Origin of the sequence: Nocardiopsis dassonvillei, from assembly GCF_964273065.1 — a bacterium.
Lineage (GTDB): Bacteria > Actinomycetota > Actinomycetes > Streptosporangiales > Streptosporangiaceae > Nocardiopsis > Nocardiopsis dassonvillei_B.
In genome coordinates, this window is sequence record NZ_OZ186815.1 from 750,709 (window position 1) to 769,499 (window position 18,791).

Genomic DNA, 18,791 nt, shown 5'->3' on the forward strand with positions numbered 1-18,791 from the left:
CCGGGCGCTCGCGGGCGGGCTCACCCGTCCATGCGCCCGCGCAGCACCTCCACCCCGTCCCCGGACAGCTCGTCGAGGTGCGCCGGCCGGCCGGTCATCGCCATGATGAGGGCGAGCGTGCCGCCCGCGACCTCGGGCCCCTCCCCGGCCGCGAAGGGGCCGTCGGTGGCCTTCAGCCGCAACCCCTTCACCCGGCTCCCGGCGACGACGACCTGGTCCGTCCCGCGGTAGTACTCGGCGACGCGCGTCAGGACGGCGACGGGCCGGCCGCCCGAGATCCCCAGCGGGCGCCGGATGTCCTCGCCGTGCACGACGGCCTCGCCCAGCATGGCGATGACGGGCAGCGGCGGCGACACCTCGCTCGTCACGACCGCGCGGAAGCGGGCGAGGGTGTCGGCGCCGGAGTCCCCCATCTGCTCGGCCAGGCGCATCGCCACCTGGGCGTCGAAGTCGAAGCGGCAGCGCAGGACCCCCGCGAACCACCGGAGGGCGTTGAGGCTCGCCCCGGCGGTCAGGTGGGCCAGGACCTCGCGCACCGTCAGGCCCCCGCACAGCGACGGGGTCGCCCACTCCTCCTCGGACAGCCCGGCCAGGTCGTCGGCGAGGGCCGCGCGCTCGGCGTGGACCAGCGCCCACAGCTCCCGGCCCCGGCTCGGGGGCGGCGCCGCGGCGGAGCCGGGTCCGCCGGTGTCGTCGCCCTCGAACGATCGTGCCATCGGGTCCTCCTGGGGTGGTGGCCGGCTCCGGTCCTGCGGTCGGGGGCCATCGTCCACCCCGGCACCGACAGAACACCGCCCCGCGGGCCCCGGTGGCCGGCCCGGGCCGACCTGTGGGCGCCCTCCCTGCGTCACAGTGGGGATTCGAGGCTTTTCTCCGGGTATCCGGTATGCGCCGGAGGAGCCCGGACACGGCCCCCGTCCCGGCCCCGGGACCGACCACAGGAGGCGCACGCGTGGGTTACCTGCGGTTACTGCGGCAAGGGCGCGTGGCGGCGCTGTGGGCGGCCCAGCTCGTGGCCGTGGTGGGCGGCCGGCTGTACGCCCTGGCCGTGATGTGGCTGGTGTGGCAGGCCACCGAGTCCGCGTTCCTCATGGGCCTGGTCGCGGTGCTGGAGTCGGTCCCCTACATCCTCATGGGCGCCTTCGGCTGGCGGCTGACGGCCCGCCTGGCCACCTGGGGCCGACTGGCCCTCGTGCAGCTGGCGTACGCCGCCGTCGTGGCCGCGGTCCCCGTGGCCTGGGCCCTGCTGGACTCCTGGGCCGGGACGGCGCAGGCCGCGGACGCCGCCGCGCACCTGCGGGTGGTGCTGCTGCTGTCGGTGGCGCTGCTCGTGGGGACGGCCTCCTCCCTGCTCGAACCGCTGCTGCCCGCCCTGGCCCCCTCGCTGGTCGACGCCGACCGGGTGCGGCCGCTGATGGGGCTGCTGGACCTGGCCGGGCGGCTGGCCCGCATCCTGGGCCCGGGGGCCGCCGGGGCCCTGCTGCTGGTCGTGGACGAGGTCGGGTTCTACGGGGCGACCGCGGTGGGTTTCCTGGTGAGCGCGGCGGTGATCGCGGCCCTGGGCCGCGGGCCCGCGCGGCCGCGGCGGCGGAACGGACCGGCCGCCGGGACCGGATCCCGGACCCCCCTGCCGGTTCCGTCCCACCAGCTCCCGCCGCCTCCCCCGTCCCGTGTGTCCCAGCCCCGCGCGCCCGGCCCCCGCCCCTCCCGGTCCCCGGTCCCCCCGCGGCCGATCCGCCCCGGGGCCACCGCGGCGGGCTGGCGCATCCTGGTGCGCTCCCACCCCTCGGTGGCGGTCGCGGTGGTGCTCAACGGGGCCGGGCAGCTGGCGGGGACCGCCTCCGCCGTGGGCCTGCCGATCCTGCTCACCACCGTGCACGGGGAGGGCCTGGCCGTCTACGGCGCACTGACCGCGCTGGCGGCCGCGGGTGCGGTGGCGGGCAACCTGGCCGTGGGCAACCTGCGCCCGCGGGGGCCGTGGCTGCCGGTGTTCTGCGGTGCCTGGGCGGTGGCCGGGGTGCTGCTGGCCGCCATGGGGCTCGCGCCCACCGTGGGGCTGCTGGCGGTGGTCATGCTCCTGTCGGGGGCGGCCATGCCGTGGGCGAGCGTCACCCTGCAGGTGTCCATCGCGGACCGCTTCCCGGTGGCGGAACGGGTCGCGGTGCTGTCCGCGCACCACATGGTGGTGCGGCTGTGCGGGACGGCGGGGATGCTGGTGGTGCCGCTCCTGGTGGCCGCCGACCCGCCGACGGGCCTGGCCCTGACCGGCCTGGCGCTGGTCGCGGCGGCCCTGGCCGCCGGGGCCCTGGGCCGGCGCATCCCCGAGGCCGCGCCCGGGGGCTGAGGGGCCCGGGGCCCGGGCCCCCGCCCCCCGGGCCTACCTCGCGGGCAGGATCCGCCCGCTCACCTCGCCGAAGTGGACGACCGTCCCGTCGGGGCCCGGCGCGGTCGCGGTGATGACGACCTCGTCCCCGTCCTCGAGGAAGGTGCGCTCGGTCCCGTCCGGCAGCCGCAGGGGCTCCCTGCCGCTCCAGGTCAGCTCCAGGAGGCAGCCCCGCTGCTCCACCTCGGGGCCGCTGACCGTGCCCGACGCGTACACGTCGCCGGTGCGCAGCGACGCCCCGTTGACGGTCATGTGGGCGAGCTGCTGCGCGGCCGTCCAGTACATCTGCGAGAACGGCGGCCGCGACACCACGTGCCCGTTGATCCGCACCTCCAGCCGCAGGTCCAGGCCCCAGGGCCGGGCCCCGCGCAGGTAGGGCAGCGGTTCGGGGTCCTGGGGGGGCTGCTCCACCCGGGCGGCCTCCAGTGCGGCCAGCGGCACGATCCAGGGCGAGACCGAGGTGGCGAACGACTTGCCCAGGAAGGGGCCCAGCGGCACGTACTCCCAGGCCTGGAGGTCGCGCGAGGACCAGTCGTTGAGCAGGAACACGCCGAACACGTGGTCGGGGAAGCCGTCCACCGGCACCCGCTCCCCCATCGGGCTGGGCGTGCCGACCACGAAGCCGACCTCGGCCTCGATGTCCAGCCGGGCCGACGGCCCGAACACGGGGGCCTGCTCGGTGGGCGGCTTGCGCTGGCCGGTGGGGCGGACGATGTCGGTGCCCGACACCACGACGGTCCCGGAGCGGCCGTGGTACCCGATGGGCAGGTGCTTCCAGTTGGGGGTGAGCGGCGCCTGGTCGGGGCGGAAGATCCGGCCCACGTTGGTGGCGTGGTGCTCGGAGGCGTAGAAGTCCACGTAGTCGGCGACGGTGAACGGCAGGTGCAGCCGCACCGACGCCCGGTCCACCAGGTGGGGGCGCACCGCGGCCTCGTGGGCGGGGTCGGTGAGCCACTCCGACAGGTCGGCCCGCACCTGCTCCCACACGGGGCGCCCGGCGGCCAGCAGCGCGTCGAGGTTCGGGGTGCGGAGCAGGTCGGAGTGCGGCGAGCCGGTCGCGAGGGCGGCGCCGCCCAGGTCCAGGACGTGGTCGCCGACGGCGACGCCGATGCGGGTGCCGCGGCTGTCCTCCTCACCGGTGTCGTACACGCCGTAGGGCAGGGTGGCCAGGCCGAACTCGGTGTCCTGGGGCAGGTCGATCCAGCTGTCGGGCATGGAGTGTGCGCTTTCTGGGTGCGGCCCCGCGGCCGGACCGGGGGCACCGGTCCGGCCGCGGGGGTGGTGGCGGATCAGAGTGCGAGCGCCCCGAGGACGATGAGGTCCTCCAGCGGCTCGACGATGCTGCACGTGCCGAAGGAGCGGAACCCGGCCCGGACCGCGGCCGCCTCCTCGGCGGTGAGCCCTCCGGCTCGCTCGGCCAGGGACTTGCCGTCCCGGTCGGCCAGGACCGCCGCCGCCTCGGCGGCGCTCCCGCCCCTGACGAGGGAGTCGGTGGCCAGCAGGACGTTGAGGAAGCCGTGCTGCTCGAACCCCTCGGCGGTGGTGTGCCGGACGGCGTGGTGCAGCCCGGCGGTGCACTTGAAGGGAACCCCGAGGTCGACGGCGGTGTACAGGTGGACGGCCAGTTCGTCCTCGCCGGGGTGGGCCTCCCTCGTCGTCCCGCCGGTGCGGAACTTGGCGCTGCGGCCGGCGGCGGCGAGCGCCGCCAGGTCGGCGCGGACCCCCTCGGGGCCGCCCTGCCGGGACACCTCGACGTACCCGTCCGCGCGTTCGGCCGTCCCCGTCCCGTCGGGCAGGTGGGCGTCGAGCGCGGCGGCCGCCGCGGCGGCGCCGCCGGGCGGGGCCGCGACCTCCACGCCCCGCAGGCTCAGCGCGGGGTCGGCCAGGACCGCCTCGACGGCCGGGGCGACCCCGTCGGCCCCGCCGGGGACGGTGACCACGATCCCCAGGGGCGGGTGGTCCGCCTCCTCCCGGGACAGCACCGCGCGCAGCTCGGCCACGCGCGCGTCGGACACCAGGAAGGGGCCCACGTAGGCGGCCCGGGCCGAGGCCCGGTGCGCGCGGTGGGCGGGCAGTGCCTCGCCCATGGGGGCGTTGCCGGGCGGGAACAGGGCGGCGTCGTCGAACAGGGAGCGGTACAGGGTGTCCCCGGCCGCGGTCGTGTCGGCGCCGCTCACGACTCCCGCCTTCCCCCGGCCCAGGTCCAGGCGTAGGTGCCGTCGTCGGAGGCGAGGCCGCCCTCGCCCAGGTCCAGCGGCCGGAAGGTGTCCACCATGACGGCGAGCTCGTCGAACCGCTCGGCGCCGATGCTGCGCTCGTAGGCGCCGGGCTGCGGGCCGTGGGAGTGGCCGCCCGGGTGCAGGGAGATGGAGCCCTGGCCGATCCCGGAGCCCTTGCGGGCCTCGTAGTCGCCCCCGCAGTAGAACATGACCTCGTCGGAGTCCACGTTGGAGTGGTAGTACGGCACCGGGATGGCCCCGGGGTGGTAGTCCACCTTGCGCGGCACGAAGTTGCAGATGACGAAGTTGTGGCCCTCGAACACCTGGTGGACGGGCGGCGGCTGGTGCACCCGGCCGGTGATGGGCTGGAAGTCGTCGATGTTGAACGCGTACGGGTACAGGCACCCGTCCCAGCCGACCACGTCGAACGGGTGGGTGGGGTAGGTGTAGCGGGTGCCCGAGATGCCGCCGGGCCCGTTGCCGCGGTGCTTGATGAGCACGTCGACGTTCTCGCCCTCGGCCAGCAGCGGCTCGGAGGGGCCGCGCAGGTCGCGCTCGCAGTAGGGGGCGTGCTCCAGCAGCTGCCCGTACCGGGACAGGTACCGCTTGGGCGGCGCGATGTGGCTGTTGGCCTCGATGACATAGGCGCGCAGCGGCTCGTCGCCGGTGGGCACCCAGCGGTGGGTGGTGGCCCGGGGCAGGATGACGTAGTCGCCGCGGCCGACCTCCAGCAGGCCGAACACGGTCTCCACGCGGGCGCTGCCGGACTCGACGTACACGCACTCGTCGCCGATGCCGTTGCGGTACAGCTCCGAGGGCGCCCCGGCGACGACGTAGGAGATGCGCACGTCGTCGTTGCCCAGGACCAGGCGGCGCGACTCCACGACGTCGGCGGCCTTCCACTCCTGGTCGCCGAAGAGCGAGTGCAGCTTGAGGTGGCGCGGCACCATCGGCGCGTTGCGGGTTCGGCTCTGGTCGGGGACCTCCCACTCGGCGGCGTCGACGATGGCCGACGGGATGGCGCGGTGGTAGAGCAGCGAGGAGTCGGAGGAGAAGCCCTCCTCCCCCATCAGCTCCTCGTAGTAGAGGCCCCCCTCGGGGGTGCGGTGCTGGGTGTGGCGGGTGCGGGGCACCTCGCCGACCTGGCGGTAGTAGGCCATGGCGTGTCCTCCAGGTGGTCGTCGTCGGTGGGTCGCGGAGCTGGGTGCGCCGGCGTCAGAGCGCGGGCGCGGGTCGTTCGGGGGCGGCGGCCCGCCCCAGGCAGGTGCGCACGGCGGCGCCGACCGCGGCGGGGTCGGCGGTGTCGACCACGGCGGCGATGTGGGCGTCTGGGCGCAGCACCCACACCTGGCCGGGGTCGCCGTCCAGGGCCTTGGCGAGGGCGCCGGTGGCGTCGATGTCGGCGAGGTGGAACGCGGCGACGGGGGCGGGGGTGGCCTCCCGGGCGGCGGCCAGCGCGCGCCGGAGCAGGTCGTCGGCGTCCTCCCCGGCGGGGGCGGGGCCCAGCAGCAGGGTGACGCCCTCGCGCAGCAGGGGGCGCAGCCGGGTGGGCGCCGGGCCGTCGAACAGGCCGGCGGGCACCTCGACGGGGGCGTCGGGGGCGATCACGCCGGGGCAGGGGGCGGGCGCCAGGCCCCGGGGAGGGCGGCCGCCGAAGGGGCGCTGCGGACAGGGGGTGGTGAGGGGGGAGTCCACGTACCAGAAGGGTTCGGCGAGGCGGCCGGAGTCGACCCGGGCACGGGCGGCCTCGTCGGTGAGGGCCTGCTCCAGGACGGCGACCCGGGTGGCGTGCTCGGCATCGTCCTGGGGGACGAGGAAGCGCATGGTGGCGCTGGTGATCTCGACGTTCTCCAGGGCGGCGGCGTGGCGTTCGGTGTGGTAGGTCTCCAGGAACTCCTCGTCGGCCCAGCCGGCGCGGACGTAGGCGATCTTCCAGGCGGCGTTCTCGGCGTCCTGGACGCCGGAGTTGAGGCCGCGGGCGCCGAAGGGGGCGACCAGGTGGGCGTTGTCGCCGAGGAGCAGGATGCGGCCCGCGCGCATGCGGTCGGCCACGCGGGTGTGGAACCGGTACACCGAGTGCCAGACGATCTCGTAGGGCTCGTCGCCGATGATCCGCCGGATACGGGCGTCGAGGCGGCCGCTGGACTCCTCGGCCTCCAGGTCGAAGTCGGCGGGGACCTGCCAGTCGATGCGGAACACCGAGTCGGGGCAGGGGTGGATGAGGACCTGGCGGCCGGGGTTCCACTCGGGGTCGAAGTAGAAGCGGCGCTCCCGGGCCCAGTCGCCCAGGTCGGCGCGGATGTCGCAGATGAGGAACCGGTCGTCGAAGCTGGTGCCCTCGAACCCCAGGCCCAGGGCGCGGCGGACGACTCCGCCGTGGGCGCCCAGGCAGGACAGGGCGTGGGTGCCGTGGAGGCGGACCGGTCCGTCCGGGGTGTCGCAGGTGACGGTGACGCCGTCGCCGTCCTGCTCGATGCCGGTGACGGTGTGGTCCCAGGAGACCGTCACCCCGGCCTCGGCGAGGCGGCGGTCGAGGATCTCCTCGGTGCGGGACTGGGAGATGTTGACGAAGGGCGGCAGGGGGGAGGCGCCCGGGTCCGCCAGGCGGACGCTGAACAGCTCGCTGCCGCGGTAGAAGGTGCGGGCGGTGTCCCAGGTCAGGCCTTCCTCGGCGACCTCCCCGGCGCCCACCCAGTCCCACACGTCCAGGACGTCGCGCTGCTGGCAGATGGCCTTGGAGCCGACGGCGTCGCGCTCGGGCCGGGAGTCGACGATGCGGACGGGGACGCCGCGCCGGGCGAGCAGCAGGGCCGCGGTCTGGCCGACCGGGCCGGCTCCCAGGACCAGGACGGGCTCGGAGGAGGTGTCGGCGGGGGGTCGTGGCGCGGGAGGTCGCATGTCGGGCTCCTCGGCGTCGGCGCCCCGGTGGCGGGCGGGGCGCGCGCGGTGGTGGTCGGTGGCGGTGCCGGTCCGGTCCGCGGCCGGTCGGCGGCCCCGGCGGCGGGACGGGTGTCCGCCGCCGGGGCGTCGGTGACGGTCGGTCACCTGTAAGAGGGTTCCCCGCTGGCGGGGTCCCGGCCCTGGCCGGTCAGGCCTGGAGGAGGTCCCAGACCTCGCGGTCGCGCTCGGCCGTCCAGATGACGGGGCGCTCGATGCCGGAGAACTCGTCCCACAGGCGGGAGACGTCGAAGGGCAGGCAGTGCTCGAAGATCGGCCAGTGGCCGTAGTCGCCGACGAGGGCGGCGTGGGTGGCCTCGAACGCCTCCTTGAGGGTGCCGCCGCGCTCGTGGACGGCGCCGACCTCGCGGATCATCACGTTGAGGAAGTTGCGGGTCTGCTCGATGGCGGCGTCGACCTCGGCGCGGCCGCGGCTGACGGCGCCGCGCCCGCCGACGAGCATCTCGGCGCCCAGGGCCTTGACCCTGTCCAGGGTGGCCCCGGCCCAGTCCTTGTGGAAGGCGTCGCCGGTGTAGAGGGCGGCCTGGGCCTCGACGAGGTCTCCCGCGAAGAGGATCTTCTGCCGGGGCAGCCAGGCGACGATGTCGCCCTCGGTGTGGCCGCGGCCGAAGTACTCCAGGACGAGTTCGCCGCGGTCGCCGCCCAGGTCGATGGTGGTGCGGTCGGCGAAGGTCTGGGTGGGCCAGGTCAGGCCGGGCACGGAGTCGGCGTCCTTGGCCAGGCGGGGCATGCGGCCGAACTCGCTGGCCCAGTCCTCCTTGCCGCGCTCGCGGATCAGCTCGTGGGTCTTCTCGTGGGTGAGGATGATCTCGGCGTCGAAGGCGCTGGCGCCCAGGACGCGGACCGCGTGGTAGTGGGAGAGCACCAGGTAGCGGACGGGCTTGTCGGTGTGCTCGCGCAGCCTGGCCAGCCACTCGCGGGCCGCGGTGGGGGTGGCCAGGGCCTCGAACGCCACGAGGAAGTCCTCGCCCTCGATGGCGCCCACGTTGGGGTCGCCCTCGGCGGTGAGGGCGTAGACGCCGTCGGCCAGGACCTCCAGGGTCTGCTGCTTGGCCTCGGTGTCGGCGGACGAGGCGAACGGCTTGGCTGCCATGGTGGTCGGGACCCCTTCACTCGCTTCGGCGGCTGCCGCCGCCCCAAATGATCAAACGTTTGATGATTCAGACCATAACGTGCCCTGCGTCACTCCACCAAGAGGCGCGGGGCCACCTGATGAGTGATACAGATCACACTGTACGCCCTGCGGCCGACGACGGCAGCGCACCGACCTGCCCCGTTGTGTCTCCTCTTCCCCACCCTTCCCGCAGGCCGCGCGATGCCACCCCCGTCCCAGGGCGGGCCGCCGTCCCCTCCGGGACCGCAGCCGGGAAAGGCGTCGATATCACCCGGAAAGCACATTCGCCCTACTCCGGGCATGACCGGCGGAACGGCTCGCGGCGAAAGCACCATTCGCCTCCGAACGGACGCGGACCGTTATCCGGCCGCACACCGCCACGATCCGTTCACCCGGCATCACCGCTGGACGGCACGGCCGCGGAAAAGGAAAAGATCGGTAAACACGCCCCGGACCCCAGGTATTAGGCTGGCCCCGTGACCCATGACACCGCACCCCCCAGTGACCTCACCTTCTGGTCGTTCGTCGACTACGCGGTGCAGAAGGCCGAGCAGGAACTCCCCTCCGTCAACGCCGACGCCATGCGCATGGTGCTGACCCTCAACCGGGCCACGAGCATGGTCATCTACGACCTGGAGTCCACCGTCCACCGGCCGCGCGGGCTCACCTGGCCCGGATTCCGGGTGATCTTCGCGCTCTGGCTGGCCGGGCCGATGGAGGCCAAGACCACCGCCGAGATCTCCGGCATGAGCCGGGCCGCCCTGTCCGCGCTGCTCAACACCCTGGAGCGCGACGGGCTCATCCTGCGCGAGCGCGCCATCCACGACCGCCGCGCCCTCCAGCTCAGCCTGACCGAGGCGGGCTACCGCGCCATCCTCGGCGGCTTCCGCGCCCACAACCGCCGCGAGTCGGCCTGGGCCGAGGCCCTGGAACCCGAGGAGCGCCGCGAACTGGTGCGCCTGCTCAACAAGCTCATGGCGGGCTCCACCGACGCCCAGGCCAAGTTCCGCAACTGACGCCGCCCCGGCGCGCACCCCGCGCCGCCCCGCGCACGCGGCAAGGGGCCAATCCCGGCCGGATCGGCCCTTGAACACGGTCCTCCCGCACGGTGAGCATGGGGGCATGGACGACTCCGCCCGCATCGACGCCGCACGACGGCACTTCTCACCCGGGACCGTGTACCTCAACACGGCCACCCACGGCCTGCTCCCCGACACCGCGCTGGACGCGGTGCTCCGGCACACCCGCGAGGTGGCCGCCGGACTGTTCTCCCCGGCCGACGCCGACCCCGGGATCGAGCGCACCCGCGCCTCCTACGCCCGCCTGCTGGGCGTGCCGGTGGAGAACACCGCGATCGGCGCCCACACCGCGCAGTTCGTCGGCACGGTCGCCGCGGCGCTGCCGCCGGGCTCGGAGGTGCTCACCGCCGAGCGCGAGTTCAGCTCGGTGGTCCACCCCTTCCTCACCCGGGACGACCTCACCGTCCGGGAGGTGCCGCTGGAGCGCCTGGCCGACGAGGTCGGCCCGGCCACACGGCTCGTCGCGGTGTCGGCGGTGCAGTCCTCCGACGGGCGCATCGCCCCCCTGGAGGACCTGCTGGCGGCCCGGGACGCCCACGGGGCCCGGCTGCTGGTGGACGCCACCCAGGCCGCCGGGTGGCTGCCGCTGCCCGCGGACCGGATCGACTACACGGTGTGCAGCGCCTACAAGTGGCTGCTGGGGCCGCGCGGGTCGGCGTTCCTCACCGCGAGCGCGGAGGCGCTGGCCGGGACGGCCCCGCTGGCGGGCAACTGGTACGCCTCCCGGGACCCGTGGAACAACCTGTACGGCGCGCCGCTGAACCTGGCGGAGGGCGCCCGCGGGCTGGACCTGCCCCCGGTGTGGCCCGCGTGGGCCGGACTGGAGCACACCCTGGCGCTGCTGGAGGAGACCGGCCTCGACGCCGTGCACGCGCACGACGCGGCCCTGGGCGACCTGCTGCGCACCCGGCTGGACCTGGAGCCGACCGGCTCGGCGATCGTGTCGGTCCCGGCTCCGCCGGGCGGGGTGGAGCGGGTGCTGGCGGAGGGCATCGCGGTGGCCGCCCGCGACGGGCGGCTGCGCGCCTCGTTCCACCTGTACAACACCGAGGAGGACGTGGACCGTCTGGTCAAGGCCCTCACCGGCTGACCGGCGGGGCGGCCCGGGGTGCGCCCGGGCCGCCGCGCACGCTAGAAGATGGCGCCGTTGAAGGCCGCGTCCGGGCGGTACAGGGCCGCGTCCAGGCGGGCGACCGCCCCCGGGGTGTGCTCGGTGAGCAGCCCGGCGGCCGCGTACTCGGTGAGGCGGGTCTGCCCCAGGTAGGCCGCGCCCAGGTGGGACACGTCCAGCGAGACGTCCGGGGCCGCGTCGGTCGCCTCCACCCGGGCCCCCTCGGGGGCCGCCTTCAGCGACCAGGTTCCGGCGTTCCACGGCGCGTACCGGTCGGTGACCGCCAGCACCGCCTCCGCGGAGGCGGTGTAGGTGCGCTCGGACAGCGCGCCGGGGACGTCCACCAGCCGCACCCAGAGGCTGTTGAAGATCTCGCGCACGAGCCGGTCCCGGTTGGCGAGCAGGTGCACGAGCGGGTCGTCGACCGGCATGAACTCGAACTCGATGCGCGCCGTCAGGTCGCGGTCGAGCAGGTGCTCGTAGAGCAGCGTCCAGGCCGCGGGGACGGTGGCCCGCATCTCCTGGACGTGCACCGTCCCGGCGGCGCCCTCCGACTCCCACTTGCCCTGCGTGCTGTACAGGGCGTAGCCCACCGGGCCCTGTGGGCCGCGGACCACGACGGCCTGCTTGGGCCCCTTGCCGCCCCGGGTGTCGGGGGTGTCCCGCAGCGCGCGGTCCCACCAGTGGGCGGCGCGCGGCACCTGGCCCAGCCGGGTGGCGGCGGCCTCCTCGTGGACCCGCTCCAGGTCGGCGCGGAGCTCGGCGGCGTAGCCCAGGCGCAGGGACAGCCCGGGGTCGCGGGGCGCCTCGGGGCGCAGAGCGGCGTGGGGGCGGGCGATGGACGCCTCGGTCTCGGCGACCGCGGGGCCGTATCCGAAGCGGCCGTAGATGGAGCCCTCGGAAGCCCACAGCGCGGCGTACCTGGTACCCGACGCGTGGATGTCGGCGAGCTGGCGGCGCATGAGGGAGCTGAGCACGCCCCGGCGGCGGTGGGTGGGCCACACCCCCACCCCGGTCACCCCGGCCACGGTGCGCAGGCCGCCGGGCAGGTTCATCCGGAAGCGGAAGTCGTTGACGGCTCCGACGATGCGCTCCTCGCCGTCGATGTCGTCGACGGCGACGCGGACGCGGTCGTAGCCCTCGGCGTCGTGGAGGGGGCGCATCCGCTCCATGACGGTGTCCAGGTCGTCGCCCACCAGGAGGGCCTCGCCGATGACCCGGGCGGCCTGCGGGTACTCGTCCCGGTCGGTGCCGCGCACGGTCCACTCGGTGCGCGCGCTGTCGGATGTGGTCATTTCCTCGCCTTGTCGTCGGGTGCGGTCGGAACGGTGGGGGGACGGGACGGAGGTCAGAAGTCGACGCCGCAGTGCGGTTCCAGGGGTTCGTACAGGGCGGTGTCCAGGGCACGGGCGGCGCCGGGGGTGTGCTCGGTGAGCAGTCCGGCGGCGGCGAACCCGGTCAGGGGGCGCCGCCCGAAGTAGGCCGCGCCCAGGTGGGACACGTCCGCGGAGAGGTCGGCGGGGCCGGACGCGGGGGTACAGCTCGCGCCCTCGCCGTCGGCGACCAGCCGCCACACGCCCGCGTTCCAGGGAGCGGTCCGGTCGGTGACCGCCAGGACGACGTCGACCGGGGCGGCGTAGGAGCGCTCGGACAGCGCACCGGGCAGGTCCACCAGGCGGGTCCACAGGGCGTCGAAGGGGGCGACGGAGGCCTGCTTGCGGTCGGCGAGCAGGTCCGGGAGCACGTCGTCCAGCGGAAGGCCGTGGAAGACCGTCTCCTCGGTGAGGTCGCGGGAGAAGAGGTGCTCGTACAGGGCGGTCCGGGCGGCGGGGGTGGTCGAGGCGACCTCGTCGACCAGCACCCGGCCCCGGGGCATGTCCAGCTCCCAGGTGTTGCGGACCCGGTACAGGGCGTACCCCTGCGGTCCGTCCGGGCCGGAGGCGACGGCGGCCAGCAGGTGCCCGGCGCCGCGGCGGGCGTGCTCGTCGTCGCGCAGCAGGTGCGGCCACCACTTGTCGGCGCGGGCGAACCGGCCGTTGCGCTCGGCGAGGGTGCTCCGGTGCACCTCGGCCAGGGCGGGGCGGGCCCGGTCCGGGGTGAGCAGTTCGACGGTGAGGGCCGGGTCTCGGGGCGCGTCGGGGCGCAGTGCGGCGCGGGCGCGCGGCACCGTCACCCGGGCCTCCCGGGAGGAGAGGCCGTAGCCGTGGCGGCCGTAGATGCCGCCCTCGGACGCCCACAGCACGGCGAGGTTCTCGCCGCGGGCGCGGATGTCGGCGAGCTGGCGCCGCATGAGCGCGGTGAGGACCCCGCGGCGGCGGTGGGTGGGCCACACGCCCACCCCGGTCACCCCGGCCGCCGGGCGCGGCCCGCCCGGGACGGAGAGGGAGAACGCGTAGGAGGCCGCGGTGCCGACGACGCGGTCCCCGTCCAGCGCGACCAGGGTGCGCCCGTGCTCCGCCAGCGGGTTCCGGGACTCCTGTCCGACCAGGTCCTCGGCGGGGATGAGCAGTGCCTCGCCGACGACCCGGGCGACCTCGGGGTACTCGTCGGCGGTGGTGCCCCGTACGGTCCAGGCGGTGTGGTCGCGGGCGGTGTCGGCCATGGGGTCCGCTCCCTCAGAATCCGGTGTCGCAGCGGGGCGCCCGGGGGGTGTACAGGGCGGTGTCGAGGCGGGCGGCGGCGCCGGGCGTGTGCTCGGCGGCGGTGCCGGCGTCGACGTGGGTGGTCACCGGCCCCCGGCCCAGGTGGGCGGCGCCCAGGTGGGCCACGTCCAGGGACAGGTCGGGGTCGGCGTCGACGGCCTCCACCCGGGTGTGCTCCCCGTCGGTCTCCAGGTGCCAGCGCCCGGCGTTCCAGGGGGCGTGCCGGTCGGCGACCTCGATGACGGTGTCCAGGGGGGTGGCGTAGGTGCGCTCGGCCAGGGCGGCGGGCACGTCGACCAGGCGCAGCCACAGGCTTCCGCCGCCGCGGCGGACGGCCTGTGCGGGGTCGGCCAGCAGGGCGGGGAGGGGGTCGTCCTCGGGCAGGCCGACGACCTCGGTCTCCACGGTGAGGTCGGTGTCGAGGAGGTACTCGTACAGGGCGGTGCGGGCGGCCGGGGTGAGCGCGTTCATCTCCTGGACGGTGACCGTCCCGGTGGGCAGGCCGCCCTCGCCGTAGCCGGTGGTGACCCGGTGCAGGGCCGCGCCGACGGGGCGGCCCCGGGCGTCCCGGACGAGGACGGCGCGCAGGTCGGAGGTGTCGGGCCGGGGGCGGGAGAGCATCCACAGGCGCAGCTTCCACCAGTTGCCCTCGCGGGGGAACCCGCCGGGGCGTTCGGCCTGGGCGGCGCGGTGCAGCAGGTCCAGGTCGGGCAGGACGTCGGCGGGTTCGGCGAGTTCCAGGGTGAGGGAGGCGTCGCGGGGGGCGTCGGGGCGCAGGGCGGCCCGGGCCCGGCTCACCGAGAAGGTGGACTGGAGCAGTGCCCGCCCGTAGCCGTAGCGGCCGTAGATGCCGCCCTCGGACGCCCACAGGATCGCCAGGTGCTCCCCGCGCCGGCGCAGGTCGGCGAGCTGGTACCGCATGAGCGCGGTGAGGACCCCGCGGCGGCGGTGGGTGGGCCGCACGCCCACCCCGGTCACCCCGGCCGCCGGGCGCGGCCCGCCCGGGACGGAGAGGGAGAAGGGGTGGGAGTTGGCGGTGCCCACGACGCGGCCGCCCTCGCGGGCGACCACGAAGCGGTCGGGCTCGTTCACGGGGTGCTCGCGCTCGGTGTCGAGCAGGTCGGCGAGGGGGATGTTGATGGCGGTGGCGAACACGCGGGTGGCGTCGGGGATCTCGTCCTCCGTCGCCGTTCCGACCTCCCATCCGGGGTCGCCGGTACGGGTCGTCGAAGGGTTCTGCTCCACTGCCATGGGCCGACCCTCTCAGGACTGCCCCGAACACGCCACTGCTTTTCCGCGTGTCCGCGGAGCCGACCCGCCCGGCTACCGGGAGGGGTGTTCCCGGGCCGGATCGGCGGCCAGGGACCGCTGGATGCGGTCGGCGGCGGTGAACGCCCCCAGGACCACCAGGCGCACCAGGTCGGCGTCGGCGGTGCGGCCGGTGGCGGCCCGCCAGGCGGCGACGTCGGCGTCGGTGACCCGGTGCGGGGACAGGGCGGCGAGCACGGCCAGGCGCACGGCGGTCCGGTCGGGTGCGTCGAGCCCGTCGGCGTGCGCGCCCACGGGGTCCTCGAACAGGGCGGGCGGGCGCCCGTCCCAGTCGGTGACGGCGGCCCGGGTGCGGGCGCGGACGGTGTCGGGGACGTCCAGGGCGGCCACGGCCGCGGCCAGGGCGGCGTAGGCGGCGCCGACGGGCCCGTCGGCCCAGGCGGGCGGGGCGGTGGGGACGGCCGGCAGCAGGTCCAGGGAGCGACCGGGGGGCACGGAGCGGCCGGGGCCGCGGCGCACGGCCGCGCCCAGGACCCGGCGGACGGTCCGGGAGCGCTGGAGGTCGCCGGGCAGTAGGCGTTCGACGAGCAGGCAGGAGGTGACCCGGTTGATGATGTGCGAGGCCAGGGCGGTGCCGACGAAGGCGGCGGTGTGCTCGGCCGGGAAGGGCGGCTCGGGCCGGGGGTCGAGGGCGGGGTCCGCGGTGGCGGCGGCCCAGTCGGCGAGGGCTGCCAGGGCGGGGTCGCGGGGGCGGCCGCCCGCGCGGACGGCCTCGGCGGCGGCGTGGTCTCCCCCGGCATGGCTCAGGGTGGTGTGGGCGTCGACGCAGAAGGGGCACGTGTTGGCGGCCGAGACGGCGACGGCGACGAGTTCGCGTTCGGCGCGCGGGACCGGGCCGGCCAGTTCGGATTCGCGCAGCAGCGCCCAGACGCGGACGAGGAGTTCGGGAGCGCGGGACAGGGCCATGAGGGGGCCGTCGGCGAGCAGGAACTCTTCCTTGATCTGGGCGTAGACGGCGGCGACCGGTCCGGTGGCCTCCTTGGGGTCGACCGGTGAGGTGTAGCGGTAGATACCGGGCACTGGGGCCTCCTCGGGCCACGGGGCTCTATCGCAACTTTTTGTTGCAATAACCTCAGTATGCGTGCGCAGGCGCCCCGGGGCAAGGAAGAATCGGGGCGACCACGGGAGGACGATGACGCACGAACACTGCACGCGGCCCGGACGGCCGGTGGGGCGCGGGGCCAAGGTGCTGGCCGCCGTCCGCGACGCGACCCTGGCCGAGCTGGGCGAACACGGTTACTCCGGCCTCAGCGTCGAGTCCGTGGCCCGCCGCGCCGGCGTGCACAAGACCACCGTGTACCGGCGCTGGCGCGACCGGCAGGCCCTGGTGGTCGACGCCTTCGAGCACCTGGCCGCCACCGAGGTCCCCGCCCCCGACACCGGCACCCTGGCGGGCGACCTGCGGGCCCTGGCCCGCGGCCTGGTCGGGCTGCTCACCTCGCCGCGGGGGGCGGTGATGACCGCGATGCTCGCCGACGCCGCACGCATCCCCGAGATCGCCCGGGCGCGCGAACGCGTCTTCGCCGACCGCGTCGAGCACGTCCGGCCGGTGGTGGAGCGGGCCGTCGCCCGGGGCGAGGCCCCGCCCGGCACCGACCCGGCCCGGGTCGCCCGTGCGCTGGCCGCACCGCTCTACCTCCGGCTGCTGGTCAGCGGCGACCCGCTGGACGAGGAGGCCGCGGCGGAGGCCGCCGGGACGGCGTTGGCCGTGATCGGCCGCGGCCCGGACGAGTATTCCGCCCGAGGAGAGGGCAATCTCCCCCTGTGACACCTGTGACCTCCTCAACGAAGCGCTCCGAACACCCCCGCCTGGTGGTGGGGGTGGACGCGGGCGGCACCACCACCCGCGCCCTGGTCGCCACCCTGTCGGGTGAGCGGGTGGGGCAGGCCTGGGCGGGGGGCGCCAACCCCAACGCCCACGGGCCCGCCCGGGCGGGGCGGGAGCTGGCCCGGGCGGTCGGCGCGGCCCTGGACCGGGCCGGGCCGGGAGCCCGCGGGGGTGTGGCGGCCGGGATGGTGGGGCTGGCCGGGGTGTCCGCGCTGCGCGACGGGGAGGTGCGCGAGCGCCTGGTGGAGGAGCTGGTGCTGGTCGGCGTACCGGTGGACCGGATGGGGTTCGCCGGCGACGACGAGGTGGCCTTCGCCTCCGGCACCCCCGAACCCGACGGGACGGTGGTCATCGCGGGCACCGGCGCGATCGCCGCCCGGATCGAGGGGCGCCGGCGCAGCCGCTCCGCCGACGGGATGGGGTGGCTGATCGGCGACGAGGGCTCGGCCTTCTGGATCGGCCACCAGGCGGCGAGGGAGACCGCCCGCCAGCTGGCCCGGGGTACGGCGCTCAGCCCTCTGGCGCGGATGGTCGCCAAGCGGGTCATCCCCGGCAGGCGTCCGGCGGAGGGGGACGAGCACCTGTCCGAGGAGCACGCGCGCGCCTTCGCCCGCACGTTGACCGCACAGCCGCCGATCGGGCTGGCGGCCCTGGCCCCGCTGGTGTCGGAGGCGTTCGTGCAGGGGGACGAGGCGGCGGAGGTGATCGTGAACGCCGCCGCAGGGCACCTGGCGCATTCGGTGCACCAGGTGCGCTCGCCCGGGGAGCGGCGGCCGGTGGTGCTGGCCGGAGGTGTACTGCTGGGGTCGCGACCGGTGCGCGAGGCGCTCACCCGCAAGCTGGCGCTGGGAACGGCGGGCTCGCCGCTGTCGACGGCGGGGTGCACGGCGGGCGCGGCGGCCTGGCTGGCGGCGCTGGAGGCGGGCGCCCCGGCCGACGACCCCGACCTGCACGCGGCCTTCACCGCGCCGGCCCGCGACGACCGCAGCGACGCGGCCTAGGGTCTGTTTTTTGAGTGCCGTCCTGTTCCGCGGGGGGTGTGTGAGGCGCCGGCGGGGTTCGGCAGGCCCGGAGGGGATGTCCGAGGAACGAGGACGTTCCCGTAGGGCCGAGGGTTCCCGCCTTCCGGGGGCGCCGAACGCGAACCGAAGCGGAACGGAGGTTCAAAAAAACACAGCCTAGGGCCGGCCGTGCTCCCCCGGAGGGGTACTCTGACCCGGAGCCGTGTTAGGTTCACCTAACAAGCTGTGAGAAGGGGGCCGCCGTGGACGAGCGACGGGAACGACCGAAGAGGACCGTGCACGTGGGACGGGTGGAGGCGGTCCAGCACCTCACCCCGCACATGGTGCGGGTGGTGTTCGGCGGCGAGGGGCTCGCCGACTTCGCCACCGCCGGGCACACCGACTCCTACGTGAAGCTGCTCTTCCCGCCGCCCGCCCCGGGCGACCCCGAGCCCTACGACGTGCAGGCGATCCGCGAGAGCCGGCCGCGCGAGGAGTGGCCGGTCACCCGCACCTACACCGTGCGGGACTTCGACCCCGGGTCCCGGCGGTTGACCGTCGACTTCGTCCACCACGGCGACACCGGCCTGGCCGGCCCGTGGGCGGCCGCGGCCCGCCCCGGCGACACCCTGCGCATGCTCGGCCCGGGCGGCGGCTACTCCCCCGACCCGGACGCCGACTGGCACCTGCTGGCCGGGGACGAGAGCGCCCTCCCGGCGATCGCGGCGGCGGTGGAGCACCTGCCCGGGGGACGCCCGGCGCACGTGTTCGTCGAGGTCTCCGGGCCCGGGGAGGAGCAGAAGCTGCGGGCCCACGGCCTGGTGCGGACGCACTGGCTGCACCGGGGCGACCGGCCGGTGGGCGCCCTGCTCGCCGAGGCGGTGCGGTCCCTGGAGTTCCCCGCCGGGCGGGTGCACGCGTTCGTGCACGGCGAGGCCGGTTTCGTGCGCGACCTGCGGCGGCTGCTGCGCGTCGAGCGCGGCCTGCCCAAGGAGGACCTGTCGATCTCCGGGTACTGGCGGCTGGGCCGGGACGAGGACGGCTGGCAGTCCTCCAAGGCCGAGTGGAACCGGCGGGTGGAGGACGAGGAGGCCGCGGCCCTGGCCGACCGCGGCTGAGGGTCCCGG

General features: G+C 75.7%; 16 protein-coding genes. 6 read left to right on the forward strand and 10 right to left on the reverse strand.

Annotated elements, in window-relative coordinates; all coding sequences use genetic code 11:
- Positions 1-20: 20 nt before the first annotated feature.
- Positions 21-716 carry a maleylpyruvate isomerase family mycothiol-dependent enzyme gene (locus ACSUPR_RS03665; RefSeq protein WP_436889486.1) on the reverse strand — a complete coding sequence of 232 codons (696 nt, stop codon included), beginning with the start codon at positions 714-716 and terminating at the stop codon, positions 21-23.
- 269 nt (positions 717-985) lie between these two features.
- On the opposite strand from ACSUPR_RS03665, the gene ACSUPR_RS03670 reads away from it, so the two are divergent.
- Positions 986-2,344, forward strand: coding sequence for an MFS transporter (locus ACSUPR_RS03670; protein ID WP_436889487.1), 1,359 nt, complete (start codon positions 986-988; stop codon positions 2,342-2,344).
- A gap of 33 nt (positions 2,345-2,377) precedes the next feature.
- Here the strand turns inward: ACSUPR_RS03670 and fahA are convergent, their stop codons facing one another.
- The 5 genes from fahA to ACSUPR_RS03695 all read right to left on the reverse strand — a co-directional run bounded on the left by fahA (position 2,378) and on the right by ACSUPR_RS03695 (position 8,653).
- Positions 2,378-3,598 (reverse strand): fumarylacetoacetase, encoded by a 1,221-nt coding sequence (gene fahA / locus ACSUPR_RS03675; protein WP_436889488.1) that lies wholly within the window; start codon positions 3,596-3,598, stop codon positions 2,378-2,380.
- A gap of 74 nt (positions 3,599-3,672) precedes the next feature.
- Positions 3,673-4,560, reverse strand: coding sequence for a hypothetical protein (locus ACSUPR_RS03680; RefSeq protein ID WP_436889489.1), 888 nt, complete (start codon positions 4,558-4,560; stop codon positions 3,673-3,675).
- Entirely contained in the window at positions 4,557-5,762 is a 1,206-nt protein-coding gene (locus ACSUPR_RS03685) for a homogentisate 1,2-dioxygenase (protein ID WP_436889490.1), read from the reverse strand. The genes ACSUPR_RS03680 and ACSUPR_RS03685 overlap by 4 nt, the downstream gene beginning before the upstream one ends.
- Before the next feature lie 55 nt (positions 5,763-5,817).
- The gene (locus ACSUPR_RS03690) at positions 5,818-7,500 is read right to left on the reverse strand and encodes an FAD-dependent monooxygenase (RefSeq protein ID WP_436891861.1); all 1,683 of its coding nucleotides are present in this window, start codon (positions 7,498-7,500) and stop codon (positions 5,818-5,820) included.
- Between the two features lie 190 nt (positions 7,501-7,690).
- The gene (locus ACSUPR_RS03695) at positions 7,691-8,653 is read right to left on the reverse strand and encodes an MBL fold metallo-hydrolase (RefSeq protein ID WP_436889491.1); all 963 of its coding nucleotides are present in this window, start codon (positions 8,651-8,653) and stop codon (positions 7,691-7,693) included.
- Between the two features lie 497 nt (positions 8,654-9,150).
- On the opposite strand from ACSUPR_RS03695, the gene ACSUPR_RS03700 reads away from it, so the two are divergent.
- Both ACSUPR_RS03700 and ACSUPR_RS03705 read left to right on the forward strand, forming a co-directional pair.
- Positions 9,151-9,690: a MarR family winged helix-turn-helix transcriptional regulator gene (locus ACSUPR_RS03700; protein ID WP_436889492.1), complete on the forward strand. Its 540-nt coding sequence runs from the start codon at positions 9,151-9,153 to the stop codon at positions 9,688-9,690.
- 106 nt (positions 9,691-9,796) lie between these two features.
- Positions 9,797-10,843, forward strand: coding sequence for an aminotransferase class V-fold PLP-dependent enzyme (locus tag ACSUPR_RS03705; RefSeq protein WP_436889493.1), 1,047 nt, complete (start codon positions 9,797-9,799; stop codon positions 10,841-10,843).
- 41 nt (positions 10,844-10,884) lie between these two features.
- On the opposite strand, the gene ACSUPR_RS03710 is transcribed toward ACSUPR_RS03705, so the two are convergent.
- The 4 genes from ACSUPR_RS03710 to ACSUPR_RS03725 all read right to left on the reverse strand — a co-directional run bounded on the left by ACSUPR_RS03710 (position 10,885) and on the right by ACSUPR_RS03725 (position 15,855).
- Positions 10,885-12,159, reverse strand: coding sequence for a GNAT family N-acetyltransferase (locus ACSUPR_RS03710; protein WP_436889494.1), 1,275 nt, complete (start codon positions 12,157-12,159; stop codon positions 10,885-10,887).
- 53 nt (positions 12,160-12,212) lie between these two features.
- Positions 12,213-13,466, reverse strand: coding sequence for a GNAT family N-acetyltransferase (locus ACSUPR_RS03715; RefSeq protein ID WP_436889495.1), 1,254 nt, complete (start codon positions 13,464-13,466; stop codon positions 12,213-12,215).
- A 13-nt stretch (positions 13,467-13,479) separates the two neighbouring features.
- A complete protein-coding gene (locus ACSUPR_RS03720; RefSeq protein WP_436889496.1) occupies positions 13,480-14,757 on the reverse strand; it encodes a GNAT family N-acetyltransferase in 1,278 nt (425 codons plus the stop codon).
- A gap of 72 nt (positions 14,758-14,829) precedes the next feature.
- Positions 14,830-15,855, reverse strand: a complete 1,026-nt coding sequence (locus tag ACSUPR_RS03725; RefSeq protein ID WP_436889497.1) for a carboxymuconolactone decarboxylase family protein — start codon at positions 15,853-15,855, stop codon at positions 14,830-14,832.
- A gap of 112 nt (positions 15,856-15,967) precedes the next feature.
- Between ACSUPR_RS03725 and ACSUPR_RS03730 the strand changes: the two genes are divergently transcribed.
- The 3 genes from ACSUPR_RS03730 to ACSUPR_RS03740 all read left to right on the forward strand — a co-directional run bounded on the left by ACSUPR_RS03730 (position 15,968) and on the right by ACSUPR_RS03740 (position 18,782).
- Complete coding sequence (locus tag ACSUPR_RS03730; protein ID WP_436889498.1) at positions 15,968-16,603, forward strand: TetR/AcrR family transcriptional regulator; 636 nt, start codon at positions 15,968-15,970, stop codon at positions 16,601-16,603.
- A gap of 53 nt (positions 16,604-16,656) precedes the next feature.
- Complete coding sequence (locus ACSUPR_RS03735) at positions 16,657-17,664, forward strand: N-acetylglucosamine kinase (RefSeq protein WP_436891862.1); 1,008 nt, start codon at positions 16,657-16,659, stop codon at positions 17,662-17,664.
- Between the two features lie 263 nt (positions 17,665-17,927).
- Positions 17,928-18,782 (forward strand): siderophore-interacting protein, encoded by an 855-nt coding sequence (locus ACSUPR_RS03740; protein WP_436889499.1) that lies wholly within the window; start codon positions 17,928-17,930, stop codon positions 18,780-18,782.
- The last annotated feature ends 9 nt before the right edge of the window (positions 18,783-18,791 follow it).

Bases quoted from the DNA above. Each gene is read 5' to 3' on its own strand.
- ACSUPR_RS03695 (WP_436889491.1), bottom strand. From the start codon at position 8,653: ATGGCAGCCAAGCCGTTCGCCTCGTCCGCCGACACCGAGGCCAAGCAG.
- ACSUPR_RS03685 (WP_436889490.1), bottom strand. From the start codon at position 5,762: ATGGCCTACTACCGCCAGGTCGGCGAGGTGCCCCGCACCCGCCACACC.
- ACSUPR_RS03690 (WP_436891861.1), bottom strand. From the start codon at position 7,500: ATGCGACCTCCCGCGCCACGACCCCCCGCCGACACCTCCTCCGAGCCC.
- fahA (WP_436889488.1), bottom strand. From the start codon at position 3,598: ATGCCCGACAGCTGGATCGACCTGCCCCAGGACACCGAGTTCGGCCTG.
- ACSUPR_RS03720 (WP_436889496.1), bottom strand. From the start codon at position 14,757: ATGGCAGTGGAGCAGAACCCTTCGACGACCCGTACCGGCGACCCCGGA.
- ACSUPR_RS03705 (WP_436889493.1), top strand. From the start codon at position 9,797: ATGGACGACTCCGCCCGCATCGACGCCGCACGACGGCACTTCTCACCC.
- ACSUPR_RS03665 (WP_436889486.1), bottom strand. From the start codon at position 716: ATGGCACGATCGTTCGAGGGCGACGACACCGGCGGACCCGGCTCCGCC.
- ACSUPR_RS03710 (WP_436889494.1), bottom strand. From the start codon at position 12,159: ATGACCACATCCGACAGCGCGCGCACCGAGTGGACCGTGCGCGGCACC.
- ACSUPR_RS03715 (WP_436889495.1), bottom strand. From the start codon at position 13,466: ATGGCCGACACCGCCCGCGACCACACCGCCTGGACCGTACGGGGCACC.
- ACSUPR_RS03730 (WP_436889498.1), top strand. From the start codon at position 15,968: ATGACGCACGAACACTGCACGCGGCCCGGACGGCCGGTGGGGCGCGGG.